The organism is Curtobacterium caseinilyticum, from assembly GCF_030363035.1.
GTDB classification, from domain to species: domain Bacteria; phylum Actinomycetota; class Actinomycetes; order Actinomycetales; family Microbacteriaceae; genus Curtobacterium; species Curtobacterium caseinilyticum.
The window spans coordinates 163,459-176,840 of the sequence record NZ_JAUCMN010000002.1 but is presented as its reverse complement, the minus strand read 5'-3'; the positions used below and the strand labels follow the sequence as shown (position 1 = coordinate 176,840).

The window sequence follows — 13,382 nt, the reverse complement described above, 5'->3', positions numbered from 1 at the left end:
AGACTCTACAACAGGTGCGGCGGGGAACGCGAATCGAGCCGGCCCGACCAGAGCCTTCGGCGTGTCGCGGCCTCAGGCGACGGTCGGCTCCTCGTCGAACACCTCGGCCAGGAACACCTGCAGCGCCTGCCACGACCGACGGTCCGCCCGCTCCTGGTACTGCGCCCCGTGGTCCGGCGCGTCGGTGCCCGGTACCGCGAACGCGTGCATGGCGACCGCGTACGTCACGACCTGCCAGTCGACGGACGGCACGGCCCGCATCTCGTCCTGCCACTCGGCGATCTTCGTGTCCGGCACCATCGGGTCCGCTCCCCCGGTGAGCACGAGGAGCTTCGCCCGGATCGCGGACGCATCGGACGGCTCGTGCACGATCAGCCCACCGTGGAACGAGACCGCCCCGGCCAGGTCGGCACCGGTGCGCGCGAGCTCGATCGCACCCGAACCGCCGAAGCAGTACCCCATGACGACGATCCGCGAGTGGTCGACGTCGGGGTCGGCGCGGAGCTGCTCGAGTCCGGCGGTCAGGCGGGCACGGAAGAGCGGCAGGTCCTGGTAGTAGGAGCCCGCGACCTGCCCGGCGGTGTCGTCGCCGGGACGGACGCCCTCGCCGTAGACGTCGGCGCCGAACGCGACGTAGCCGAGGCGGGCGAGCATGGTGACGCGGGCCTCGACGTGCTCGTTGACGCCGTGCCAGTCGTGGATCACGAGCACCCCCGGGCGCGGGCCGGACACGGCGTCGTCCTTCGCGAGGACCCCGAGCAATGCCGTGCCCTCGTGGTCGTAGCGGACGGGCTCGACGCGGACGTCGGAGCCGGCGGGTGCGGGGACGGTGGACAGGACGTCGTCGGTGGTCTTCACGTCACCGGACGCTACGCCGCCGGGCTCCGATGCGTCGGGACGCCGCCCACCCGCCGGGACGCGTCCCTCGCGCGACCAGCAGACGGACGGGAGGCGCGGTGCCAGCTGGCACCGCGCCTCCCGTCCGCCGCGGGGTCAGCAGTCGATGTTGTCCCAGTTGTCGGGACCGGCGGAGCCCGCCGCGTACTCGTCGAGCGGCGTCTTCCCGTCACGCCAGGCCTGCAGGAACGGCTCGACGACCCTCCACCCCTGCACGGCGCTGTCGCCGCGCACCGAGAGCGTCGCGTCGCCCTCGAGCACACCGGCCAGGACCTCGCCGTACGCGCTCAGGCGCCCCGGGTTGAAGGTCGTCGACAGGGCCGTGTGGTCGATCGTGTACGGGTCGCCGGGGCCGTTGACGTTGAGCTCGAGCTGCATCTCGTCGGGGGCGATCCAGATCCGCAGCTTGTCCGGCCGTTCGGCACCGGTCAGCCCGTTCGGCACGTGCGGTGAGTCCTTGAACGTGATCACGATCTCGCGGCGCTGCTGCTCGAGCGCCTTGCCCGAGCGGAGCGTGAACGGCACGCCGGCCCAGCGCCAGTTCGCGACCTCGAGCGTGAGCTGCGCGAGCGTCTCGGTGCCGAGCGAGGGGTCGACCCCGTCCTCGTCGACGTAGGACGGCAGCGACCGGTCCCCGACGGTCCCCGCCGTGTACCGAGCGCGCTTGCCGGCCGTCGCGACGTCGCCGCCCCACGGTCGGACCGCGCGGAGCACGAGCTCCTTCTGCGTGCGGAGGTCGTCCGCGTCGATCGAGGCCGGGGCCTCCATCGCGACGACGGCCATCACCTGGAGCAGATGGCTCTGGATCATGTCGACGAGCGCGCCGGCCTTGTCGTAGTAGCGGGCGCGGCCCTCGAGCCCGAGGGTCTCGTCGTAGACGATGTCGACGCGGGCGACGTGCTGCGACGACAGCAGGGGCTCGATGATGCGGTTCGCGAAGCGCAGGCCGAGCAGGTTGAGCACCGTCGAGCGCCCGAGGAAGTGGTCGACGCGGTGGATGCGCTCCTCGGGCAGGAACGAGTGCAGCACGTCGTTGAGGTGCTCGGCGCTCTCGGCGTCGGTGCCGAACGGCTTCTCGAGCGCCAGGCGGGTGCCCGCCGGCAGGTCGAGGTCCTCGAGCACGGCGCAGCTCTTCTCGGTCACGGCCGGCGGCAGCGCGAAGTAGATCGCGGGGTCCTGCTCGCATGCAGCGAGCAGGGCCTTCAGGTCGTCCGCGTCGGTCACGTCGGCCTTGCGGTAGGTCGACGCGTCGATGACCGCCTGCAGCCGTGCGCTGATCCGGCTCTCGCCCTCGGCGCCCTCGTCCTCCTCGTTCTTCGACGCCTGCGCGTTCTCGAAGGACTCGCGCACCTGCGCCTTCCAGTCCGCGTCCGAGATGTCCTCGACTCCGGCGCCGACGAGCTGGACGTCCCAGTCGTCCTTGACGTCGAGGAGGGTCGCGAGACCGGGCAGCAGCAGCCGCTTGGACAGGTCACCGCTGGCACCGAGGATGAGCAGACTGGTCTGGAGGCTCGACATGCCCCAGACCGTACTCATCGGTTCCGGCACGTGGCCGGGTTGCGTCGGTACGGTGGTGCTGTCCGGCGCGAGGGAGCACCATGAGCAGTGGGTACGGAGGGCGACGCATCCGCGTCGCCGTGGTCGGGACCGGCATGATCGCCGGCGTCCACGCGCGGGCGGCCCGCGCCGCCGGGGCCGAGGTGGTCGGCGTGCTCGGCCGGACGCCGTCCCGCTCGGAGCAGGTCGCGGCGCAGCTCGACGTCCCCCGCGGGTACGCCTCCCTCGACGAGGTGATCGCGGACGCGCCCGACGTCGTGCACGTGTGCACCCCGAACGACCAGCACCACCCGCAGGCCCTCGCGGTGATCCGCGCCGGCATCAACGTCGTGTGCGAGAAGCCGCTCGCGATCAGCGCCGCGCAGGCCGCCGAGCTCGTCGCCGCCGCCGACGAGGCCGGGGTCGTCGCGACCGTGCCGTTCGTGTACCGCTACCACCCGGTCGTGCGGGAGATCCGGGGCCGGATCGGGGCCGGCGAGCTCGGTCGCCTGCTCGCGGTGCACGGACACTACCTGCAGGACTGGATGCTGGACGAGGACGCGTCGAGCTGGCGCGTCGACGCCGGCGCCGGCGGTGCGTCGCGGGCGTTCGCCGACATCGGCTCGCACTGGTGCGACCTGGTCGAGTTCGTCACCAGTCAGCCGTTCGCCTCGGTCTCCGCGGCGACCGACATCGTCTACCCGACCCGTCCGGCGGCCTCGGGCCCGTCGTTCTCCGGCTCGCCCGACCCCGACCCGGTGGCGGACGCCGGGCGGCGGTCCGAGGTCACCACCGAGGACACCGCGGTCGCGACCTTCCGCACCGCCTCCGGCCGGATCGGCAACGTCGTCATCTCGCAGGTCGCCGCCGGGCGGAAGAACCGCCTGTGGTTCGAGGTCGACGGCACCCTCGGGTCCGCGGCCTTCGACCAGGAGCAGCCCGAGTCGGCGTGGTTCGGCAACGAGCGGGGTGCGCAGATCGTCGTCCGCGACCCCTCGCTCGGGTTCCCCGACCAGCGTCGTCTGGCGGTCGTGCCGGCCGGGCACCCGCAGGGGTACCTCGACGCGTTCGCCGCCTTCGTCGCCGACACCTACGCGGCGGTCCGGAGCGAGGGCGGTCCGTCGTCGTGGCCCGAGGGCCTGCCGACGTTCGCCGACGGGGCGCGCGCCGCGTCGGTCATCGAGGCCGTCGTCGGCAGCGCTGCCGACGGGGCGTGGAGGGAGATCCGGTGAAGCTCGGGATGCTCACGGCGTGCCTGCCCGGTTGGTCGCTCGACCGGATCGCGGCGTTCGCGGCCGGGCAGGGCTACGAGCGGCTCGAGGTCGCGGTGTGGCCCGGTACGGGGTCGCGCGACTTCGAGGCGGCGCACCTGCCCGTCGCCACGTTCACCGAGTCCGACGCCGAGGCCACCCAGCAGCTGCTCGACCGGCACGGACTGTCGATCTCGGCGCTCGCGTACTACGAGAACAACCTGCACCACGATCTCGAGCACCGCGCCGCCGTCAAGGAGCACCTGTTCCGCGCGGTCGACACCGCCGCGGTGCTCGGCGTGCCGTACGTCGGGACGTTCATCGGCCGTGACAACACGCTCTCCGTCCGCGAGAACATGCGACTCGGCGACCGGGTGCTGCCCGAGCTCGTCGAGTACGCCGGCGAACGCGGCGTACGGCTCATCATCGAGAACTGCGTGATGGAGGGCTGGCACCCGGACGGCTACCCGGGCAACCTGGCGTACTCGCCGGAGCTCTGGCACTGGGTGACCGGACTCGGGTTCGGGCTGAACTGGGACCCGTCGCACCTGACCTGGATCGGCATCGACCCGGTCGAGACGATCCTGCCGTTCGCGGAGCACATCGTGCACGCCCAGGCGAAGGACCTCGAGCTGTTCCCGAGCAAGCGGAACGAGTACGGGTTCTTCGGCAAGGTCGACAAGCAGGGCGACCCGTGGGACATGGGGTGGTGGCGCTTCCGGGTGCCCGGCCGCGGGGTCGTCGACTGGCCGCACGTCGTCGACCGGCTGTACGAGGCGGGCTTCACCGGCACGCTGAGCGTCGAGCACGAGGACCCGCTGTGGGGCGGCACGGACGAGAAGGTCCTCGAGGGCCTCCGGATCGCCCACCGCACCCTGCGTCCGCTCATCGCCGAGGAAGCCTGAGCGCGTACAGGATCGACCGAGCACGGTGGTCGCATGAGCACGACCGTGAGCGACTTCGTCATCGACCGCATCAAGGCGTGGGGCGTCTCCCGCGTGTTCGGCTACCCCGGTGACGGCATCGGCGCCTTCGACGGTGCCCTCGGCAAGGCCGACGGCAGCGAGCGCGAGCTCGAGTACGTCCGGCCGACGCACGAGGAGATCGCCGCGCTGATGGCGACCGCTCACGCCAAGTTCACCGGCGAGGTGGGTGTCTGCGTCGCGACGTCGAGCCCGGGCGCCTTCCACCTGCTCAACGGCCTGTACGACGCGCAGATGGACAACCAGCCGGTCGTCGCGATCGTCGGGCAGCAGGGCCTGGCCTCGATCGGCACCTTCACGCAGCAGGAGTCGAACCTGGAACGGGTCTTCGCCGACGTCGCCTGCTACGTCGAGACCGTCGCCACCCCGGACGCGGTCGGCGTGGTCGTCGACACGGCCTTCCGCACGGCGATGCTCCGGAAGCAGCCGGCCGTGGTCGTGCTCCCCCACGACGTGCAGGCGATGACGTACGAGGCACCGGCCGCCGAGCACTGGGTGTCGCGGTCGAGCGATGCCGCCCCGTCGACCCGGATCGTGCCGCCGCAGGACGAGATCGCCCGGTTCGCCGAGATCCTCAACGCGGGTGAGCGCGTCACGTTCCTGGTGGGTGCCGGTGCGCGTGGAGCGACGGACCTCGTGCTCGCCGCCGCCGAGAAGACCGGCGCCGGCATCATCACCGCGCTGCGCGGCAAGGACGTCGTGCCGTCAGACGTGCCGTACCACACGCAGCAGGTCGGGCTGCTCGGATCGCGCCCCAGCCTGACCCAGATCAAGGAGTGCGACACGATCGTGCTCCTCGGCTCGAACTACCCCTACGGCGAGTACCTGCCCGCCTCCGGCCAGGCCCGCGGTGTGCAGGTCGACATCAAGCCCGAGCAGATGGGGCTGCGCTACCCGACCGAGCTCAACCTCTGGGGGGACGTCGGTGCGACGCTCGAAGCCGTCCTGCCGCTGCTGCGCGACAAGCAGGACACGGCGTGGCAGGACAAGCTCGCCGACGAGATGCGCGAGTGGGAGGCGGAGATGGGCCGCCAGGCCGAGGTCGCCTACGACGACGGCGTCAACCCGCGCCGGGTGATCCGTGCGGTGAACGAGCGACTGCCCGAAGGGGTCACGGTCACCTGCGACGCCGGGACGACCGCCGACTGGTACGGCCACCACATCCGGTTGCGCCGCGGCATGCACGGCGACATGTCCGGCCGCCTCGCGACCATGCTCGCGGCGATGCCCTACGCCGTCACGGCGAAGTTCGCCTTCCCGGATGCCCCGGCGGTGTGCACGATCGGCGACGGCGCGTTCCAGATGCTCGGCATGAACGAGCTGATCACCGTGAAGAAGTACATGGCCCAGTGGCCGAACCAGCAGCTCGTCATCGTCGTCATGCACAACGACGACCTCGGTCAGGTCTCGTGGGAGATGCGGACCGAGGACGGCAACCCGATGTGGTCCGGGTCGCAGGACGTCGAGTCGATGGACTACGCCGGGTACGCGCGGCTGCTCGGCTTCGAGGGCATCGCCGTCCACAGCGACGACGAGGTCGAGGCAGCGGTCGAGCGAGCCTTCGCGAACCCGGGCGTGACGCTCATCGACGCCCACGTCAGCCGCAACGTCCCGCCGCTGCCCCCGCACATCACCGCGGAGTACGCCGTCAACACCGCGAAGAGCCTGCTCAAGGGCGACCCGGCGGAGCTCGGCGTCATCAAGGACTCGGCCAAGGCGATGGCCGCCGAGGCGGTCGAGCGGGTCAAGGGCGCGCTCGGTCGCGACTGACCCGGCGGTTGTCCCCCGATCGGGAGGACCGTCCCCCGTGGTGTGAACAACACATGACGTGTTGCGGCAACGCCTGGCGCGCCGCCTGTGCGGTTTCGTAGGTTCGGCGCCGATGAACGCTCACACTTCCCCACGCCGCCGGCGCCTGGCCGGGGCCTCCGCCCTGGTCGCCGCCGGCGTCCTCTCCGCATTCGCCGTCCCGTCCGCAGCCCTCGCCGCCGAGGGCGACACGACGATCGACATCATCGACGTCAACGACTTCCACGGTCGCATCGAGTCCGAGGGCACCGCCGCCGACAAGGCCGCCGGTGCTGCGAAGCTCGCCGGCGTCGTGCAGTCCTACCGCGAGGCCAACCCCAACACGATCTTCGCCAGCGTCGGCGACAACGTCGGCGCCTCGACCTTCACGTCGCTGATCCAGCAGGACGCCCCGACGATCGACGCCCTCAACGCGATGGACCTCGACGTCAGCGCCATCGGCAACCACGAGCTCGACAAGGGTCAGGACGACCTGACCGGGCGCATCGAGGACCGTGCCGAGTGGCCCTACGTCTCGTCGAACATCGTGAGGGCCGGCACGACGGACCCGGCCTTCACGCCGTGGTCGATCGTCGAGCGCGGCGGGGTCAAGGTCGGCTTCATCGGTGCCACCACCGAGGACCTGATCCCCGGGCTGGTCAGCCCCGGCGGTGTGCAGGGCCTCGCGATGGCCCCGATCGTCAGCCAGGTCAACCGGTACGCGGACGAGCTCACCGACGGCAAGGCCGAGAACGGCGAGGCCGACGTGCTCGTGCTGCTCGTCCACGAGGGCGCCACGACCAGTGCGCTCTCCGACGCGACCGGCACCGGCGCCTTCGGCAAGATCACGTCGGGCGTCTCGTCGAAGGTGTCCGCGATCGTCTCGGCGCACACCCACGCGACGTACGACCACGAGATCGCTGGCCCCGACGGCACCCTGCGCCCGGTCATCCAGACCGGGTCGTACGGGGTCAACTACGGACACCTGCAGCTCACCGTGGGTGCCGACAAGAAGCTGAAGACGATCACCTCCGAGGTGCAGTCGGTGAACGGCTCGTCCCGTGTACCCGCCGACCAGTCCTCGGTGCAGGCCGTGTCCGGCATCGTCACGGCCGCGAAGGCGAAGGCCGACGTCGAGGGTGCGAAGAAGCTCGGCGACATCACCGCCGACCTGCGCCGAGCCGTGCAGTCGGACCGCAAGGCCGAGAACCGCGGCGGCGAGTCCGTCCTCGGGAACTACATCGCCGAGGTGCAGCGCGCCGCGACGAGCCGACAGGGCTCGCAGGTCGCCTTCATGAACCCCGGCGGCCTCCGCACGGACATGCTGTTCGCGTCGAGCGGCGCGAACGACCCGGACGGGCAGGTGACCTACAAGGAAGCCGCCCTCGTCCAGCCGTTCGCCAACACGCTGGTGACGCAGGACATGACCGGCCAGCAGATCAAGGACGCCCTCGAACAGCAGTGGCAGCCGGACGGCCTCGAGCGTCCGTTCCTGAAGCTCGGCGTCTCCGACGGGTTCGCCTACACCTACGACCCGGACGCGGCTCGCGGCTCGCACATCACCGCCATGACGCTCGACGGCGACGCGATCGCCCTCGACGACACGGTGAAGGTGACGGTCAACTCGTTCCTGTCGACCGGCGGCGACAACTTCGCCGCGTTCGCCTCGGGCACGAACAAGGCCGACTCCGGCACCGTCGACCTGCAGGCGCAGGTGGACTACTTCGTCGCGAACCCCGTCGTCACCCCGCCGACCGACCAGCGCGCCGTGGGCGTCGTGACCACCCCGGTCCCCGCCGAGGGCTTCCAGCCGGGCGACGAGGTCTCGGTCTCGCTGTCCTCGCTGGTCTTCAGCAGCGACGACCCGGCCGCCGCGGGCTCCGTGTCCGTCAGTGCCGGCGATGTCGTCCTGGCCGAGTCCGCCATCGACCCGACCATCGTCGACAAGCGTGACGAGCAGGGTCGCGCGACCCTGACGTTCACCGTCCCGGGCGCCCCCGCTGACGAGACCCCCGCTGCGGAGCCGACCGGCGACGCCCTGCGTGCCACCGCGCTCGCCGCCGAGGCCGCCCCGACCGCGACGACCGACGAGCCCCTCGTCGTCACGCTGCCGAGCGGCCAGACGATCACCCTCGCGGTGACGGTGCCGATCGAGACCGCCGCCGAGCCGACGGACCCGACCGACCCCACCACCCCGGTCGAGCCCACGGACCCGGCCGACCCCGGTACCGGTGACCCGACCGACCCGACCACCCCGGGTGCCGGCGTGCCGGGCGCCGGCGACACGGACGGCGACGGCGTCGCCGACGGTTCCGACGGCACCGGCAACGGTGTCGCGGACGGTGACCAGCCGGACACCGCCGGTGGCGACCTCGCGTACACCGGTGCGGACCTGGTCGTCCCGGGCATCGCCGCAGGTGTCCTGCTGCTCGCCGGTGCCGTGGCGCTGGTGCTGGCTCGCCGGAAGCGCGCCGAGCAGGACGGGACCGTCCTGACTGACTGACCCCGCGCCTCCAGGCCGACGACGCGACCAGCGCCGACGGCGCGACCAGCGCGAACGTCGCGACCAGCACCGAACGGCGCCAGCAGCAGCAGACGGGCCGCTCCACCGACAGTGGGGCGGCCCGTCTCGCTGTCCGTTCCCAGAAGGCCCCTGCTGCGGCACGGCCCTGCGAGGTACGCTCCCCCTGTCGCATCGCGACGCGTCGCGCCGGGTCGCCCCCAGGGCCGGGCGGTGGTTCCGCCCGTCGGACCCCGCGGCGCGGGTGCTCTCCGTCTCCAGGGAAACGACGGAGGGCACCCGTCTCACCGCCTCGGTGTCAGCGGAAGAGCTGCTCCCCCACGTACGAGCCCTTCCGGGGCGCGGGCGGCACCGCGAACACCCCGGACCCGATGTGCGACACGTACTCGTTCAGACGGTCGGAGGCACCGAGCCGCCGCTGGATGCGCGTGAAGTGCTCCGGGTCCTTCGTGTAGGCAGCGAACAGCAGCCCGGCGTCGAGCTGGCCGTACTGGTTCAGGCCGTCCGTGTAGTTGTACCCGCGGCGCAGGATCTTCACCCCGCCGTTCGCCTCGTGCGCGGCGAGCGCGATGTGCGAGCGCGGGTCGATCGCGGTCCCGCCGTCGCCGTCCGCCCCGTGCGGCGCGCGCGCGTGGAAGTCCGGCGTGGTGTGCTCGGACCCACCGGACAGGGGCGCGCCCTCGACCTTCGTCCGGCCGAACACGCGCTGCTGGTCGCTGACGACGTCGGCGTCCCAGGTCTCCAGGTTCATCCGGATCTTCCGGACCACCTGGTACGTGCCGCCCGCCATCCATCCGGCGCTCCGGTCGAGCCAGACGAACCGGTCGTACTCCTCGTCGGTCGTGACGTTGCGGGTGCCGTCCTTGAACCCCATCAGGTTCCGCGGCGTCGACTGCGTCGGTCCCGCCGAGGCCCGACCGAAGCCGATCACGGTCCACCGGACGGTCGCGGTGCCCCGCGCCATCCGTGCCAGGTCCCGCACCGCGTGGTACGCCACCTGGGGGTCGTCCGCGCAGGCCTGCAGCGACAGGTCGCCGCCGGTCAGCTGCTCGTCGAGGTTGTCGCTCGGCAGGGACGGGATCGCCGACAGGTGCGCCGGGCGCTTCGCCGCGAGCCCGAAGCGGTCGTCGAAGACGCCCGGGCCGAGGCCGACCGTGACGGTGAGCGACGCCGGGCCGAGGTCGAGCGCCTCGCCGGTGTCCTGGCCGACACCGTTCCCGTGCGCGGGTTCGACGCTCCCGACGGTGCGACCGGCCTGCAGCTGCGCGATCGCCGCCGACCAGCGGGCGAGCAGCACCTGGAGCTCGGTGGCGGTCGACGCGGTCAGGTCGAACACCATGAACACGCAGTGCCGCTGCGGGGTCGTGCGGATCCCGCCCTGCGGCTGCCGCGCTGCGGTCGCGTAGAAGGGCACCGACTGCGACAGGTCGATCGACTCGTCGCCGTTCGCCGCCGCCGTGAACGGGTCGACGCCGGTGGCGACCGCGGAGCCCGCGACGCCCGCGACCGCACCGACGCCGGCACCGGCGGCGGCGAGACCGGCGCCGATCAGCCCCCGGCGCGAGAAGCGGGAGGCGCTCACGCCGTCGCGACCTTCTCGGCCAGTCGGGACAGGGGGTCCTGCAGCGCCTGGACCTGCTGCGAGAGCCGGTTGGCGTCCTCCGCCTTCGCCGCCGCGTCCCACGTGGCGAACCCACCGAGGGAGTCCGCGTCGCGGAAGCCGTCCATGAGCGTGTTCGTGGCGTCGAACTGCGCGGCGATCTGCTTCGTCAGCGTCGGGTCGACCTTCGTGAGTCCCGGCTTGAGGTACGCGAACGCCTGCCGGGCGCCCTCGACGTTGGCGGCGAGGTCGACGAGGTCGATGTGGCTGTACGCCTCTTCCTCCCCGGTGATCTTGTTCGACTGGACCTCCTCGAGCAGCCCGGCGGCGCCGTTCGCCAGGTCCTCGGGCTTGTACCGGATCGACGGCACGCGCTGTGCGAGCAGCTGCACGTCCGCGGTCAGCGCGGCGGCGGTCTCCTTCGTCGACGCGGTGATCGCGCCGGCCTCGAACAGGTCCTTCTCGACGGCGTGGAAGCCGCTCCACCCGACCGCGGTGTCGAGGTTCGAGGCGCGCATGTCGATCAGGTAGTCGAGGTTGCCGGCGTTGTCGGTGGCCGTGAAGCCCTTCTTGACGAAGCCGTCGACGTCGCTCTCGACGTGCTCGTAGAACGGGCGGGCCGCCGCGTAGTCGCGCTTCGCCGCGTCCAGGTCGCCGGCGTCGACGTCGTGCTGCAGCTGCTGCACGGCGGCCACCATGTCGGTCACCTGGCCGTCGACGTAGGTCGCGTAGCCCGTCGCCCCGTCGGCGAGCAGGGTCGCGGCACTGCCGTTCGCGGTCGACGCGACCTTGCCGGTCACCGTGAGGTCGGTGAGCTCCTTCGTCGCGCCGGGGCAGTACACCTGGTAGTCGCCGCCGGTCAGCGTCGCGGTGAAGCGGACGGCGTCGAGCCCCGGTGCGAGGTTCTCCTTCTCGCCCAGGATCCGCTGGTCCTGCAGCAGCTCCACCTCGGTGATCGCGGTGGACGACTCGTTCTTCACCGTGAACGTGACGGGACCAGCGGGGACCTTCGTGGTCGACACGGTGCAGGCGTCGGATCCGTCGTTGGTCAGGGTGATGGTGACGCGGGACACCTTGCCGGCACGGCCGGACGCGTCGTCGGCGTGCGGACCGCCGGCCGAGCAGCCGGTCAGGGCGAGGGCGGTGGCGGTGACGGCACCCAGAGCGAACAGGGGGCGGGCGAACAGCGGGCGGGCGGTCAGGGGGCTGGCGTTCCTACCGAACGGCATGGTCGAGGCTCCTTGCAGGGACGTCGGCGGGTGGGCCGCGCGACGGGTCGGTTCCGGGGGTGGTGGTACGGGGTGCCGCGTTGCGGCGCGTGTCACGGACGGCGAGCAGCGCCTGGGCAGCAGCGACGACGAGCAGGGCGATCGGCAGCCAGGTGTCCCAGAGGCGCAGCTCGGCGGCGCGTGCCTGCGCCGCGGCCACGGTCGCGACCGCCTGGTCGGCGCGGTCGGCGGGGACGCCCCAGACGGTGCGTTCCAGCGTGGTCGTCCGGGCGGCCGGGAGGCCCCCACCGCGCAGCGTGAGCACGTCGCGTTCCGACCGGGTCGCGTCCAGGACTCCCCCACCGACGGTCGTCAGGGCGACGGTGTCGCGGACGACCCAGCGCGCGGTGAACGGGCCGGGGTTCGTGCTCGGGGAGATGCCCACCGGGACGCGTTCGAACAGGTCGACCAGGTCGTCGAGCGTCAGTGTGGTCGGTCGGTCCGGACGCGCGACGTCCTCGGTCACCTGCCAGCGGTCGGCCGCGACGCCGGAGCGGGTGACGCGGCGGTGGGCCGACGCGGGCAGGGTGACCCGTGCCTCCCGTCCGGTGCCGGCCACGCGCAGGACAGCGGCCGCGCCGTCGACGGTGGCCGTGACGGACCGGGCGTCGCCGCTGACGGTCGCGGTCCGGGGCAGGTCGGCGCCGCCGGTCGGCACGCCCACGGCGAGTGCCGCGGCGGTGACGGCCAGGCCGCCGGCGACGAGCGCACGCACGGTCGGGACGCGCGCGGGAGCCGGTCGCCAGGCGCGCGGCCAGACGGCGAGGGCCAGGACGGGGACGACGTAGAGGACCCACCCGAGCACCTCGATCACCCGCGGGTCGGCGGGGATGCCGAGCACGCCGGTCACGAGTGCACCGCGCAGGGACCCGTTCGGCGCGAGCCAACCGAGGTCCACGGTGCGCTGCTGGCCGATCACGACCCACCCCGCCTCGTGCGCGTGGCGGAGGGCGGTGAGCACGAGGCCACCGGCGACGAAGACGAGGAACACACCCGTGGCGGTGAAGAACCTGCCGAGGTCGAGCCGCACGCCGCCGGTGTAGATGCCGTACCCGATGACGACCGCCACGGCGATGCCGAGCACCGCCCCCAGGGCTGCAGCGCCGGTGTCCGACGACGCCTGGAAGGTCGCGAGCAGGAAGACCGAGGTCTCGAAGCCCTCCTTGAGGACGGCGAGGAACGCCATGCCGGCGAGGGCCCACGCCGTGCCGCGCCCCAGAGCGGCGGACGCGCTCGCCTGCAGGTCGCGCGACAGGGTGCGCGCGTGGGTGCGCATCCAGACGATCATGCCGGTGACGAAGACCACGGCGACGGCGCCGATGACGGTCTCCATCCCCTCCTGCTCCGCCTGCGGCAGGGCCTGCTCGACGGCCTGCAGACCGAAGCCGACGGCGATGCTCAGCAGGACCGCGAGGCCGACGCCCGCCCACATCGGAGCGAGGGGCGCGCGGTTGCGACGCAGGAACGCGGCGATGATGCCGACGATGAGCGTCGCTTCGAGGCCTTCGCGGAGGCCGATGACGAGTGTGGCGATCATGG

At 72.3% G+C, this 13,382-nt stretch carries 9 protein-coding genes; 4 read left to right on the top strand and 5 right to left on the bottom strand.

Translation table 11 applies throughout. The features are described 5' to 3' along the window. Positions 1 to 72: 72 nt before the first annotated feature. Positions 73 to 858, bottom strand: a complete 786-nt coding sequence (locus tag QUG93_RS03325) for a dienelactone hydrolase family protein (protein ID WP_289472220.1) — start codon at positions 856 to 858, stop codon at positions 73 to 75. A gap of 135 nt (positions 859 to 993) precedes the next feature. Then, on the bottom strand, positions 994 to 2,415 hold the full coding sequence (locus QUG93_RS03320) for a glucose-6-phosphate dehydrogenase (RefSeq protein ID WP_289472219.1): 1,422 nt from the start codon (positions 2,413 to 2,415) through the stop codon (positions 994 to 996). Positions 2,416 to 2,495: 80 nt separating this feature from the next. Here QUG93_RS03320 and QUG93_RS03315 point away from each other — a divergent pair, with 80 nt between their 5' ends. The 4 genes from QUG93_RS03315 to QUG93_RS03300 all read left to right on the top strand — a co-directional run bounded on the left by QUG93_RS03315 (position 2,496) and on the right by QUG93_RS03300 (position 8,957). Beyond that, complete coding sequence (locus tag QUG93_RS03315) at positions 2,496 to 3,665, top strand: Gfo/Idh/MocA family protein (protein ID WP_289472218.1); 1,170 nt, start codon at positions 2,496 to 2,498, stop codon at positions 3,663 to 3,665. Further along, positions 3,662 to 4,588, top strand: coding sequence for a sugar phosphate isomerase/epimerase family protein (locus QUG93_RS03310; RefSeq protein ID WP_289472217.1), 927 nt, complete (start codon positions 3,662 to 3,664; stop codon positions 4,586 to 4,588). Before QUG93_RS03315 ends, QUG93_RS03310 begins: the two co-directional genes overlap by 4 nt. A gap of 33 nt (positions 4,589 to 4,621) precedes the next feature. Further along, positions 4,622 to 6,436 carry a thiamine pyrophosphate-requiring protein gene (locus QUG93_RS03305; protein ID WP_289472216.1) on the top strand — a complete coding sequence of 605 codons (1,815 nt, stop codon included), beginning with the start codon at positions 4,622 to 4,624 and terminating at the stop codon, positions 6,434 to 6,436. Positions 6,437 to 6,548: 112 nt separating this feature from the next. Then, positions 6,549 to 8,957, top strand: coding sequence for a bifunctional metallophosphatase/5'-nucleotidase (locus QUG93_RS03300; protein WP_289472214.1), 2,409 nt, complete (start codon positions 6,549 to 6,551; stop codon positions 8,955 to 8,957). Positions 8,958 to 9,273: 316 nt separating this feature from the next. Here the strand turns inward: QUG93_RS03300 and QUG93_RS03295 are convergent, their stop codons facing one another. The 3 genes from QUG93_RS03295 to efeU are packed head-to-tail and all read right to left on the bottom strand — an operon-like array spanning position 9,274 to position 13,380. Further along, positions 9,274 to 10,557: a Dyp-type peroxidase gene (locus tag QUG93_RS03295; RefSeq protein ID WP_289472213.1), complete on the bottom strand. Its 1,284-nt coding sequence runs from the start codon at positions 10,555 to 10,557 to the stop codon at positions 9,274 to 9,276. Next, entirely contained in the window at positions 10,554 to 11,804 is a 1,251-nt protein-coding gene (gene efeO / locus QUG93_RS03290) for an iron uptake system protein EfeO (protein ID WP_289472211.1), read from the bottom strand. The genes QUG93_RS03295 and efeO overlap by 4 nt, the downstream gene beginning before the upstream one ends. After that, the gene (gene efeU / locus QUG93_RS03285) at positions 11,791 to 13,380 is read right to left on the bottom strand and encodes an iron uptake transporter permease EfeU (RefSeq protein ID WP_289472210.1); all 1,590 of its coding nucleotides are present in this window, start codon (positions 13,378 to 13,380) and stop codon (positions 11,791 to 11,793) included. Before efeU ends, efeO begins: the two co-directional genes overlap by 14 nt. Between the last annotated feature and the right edge of the window lie 2 nt (positions 13,381 to 13,382).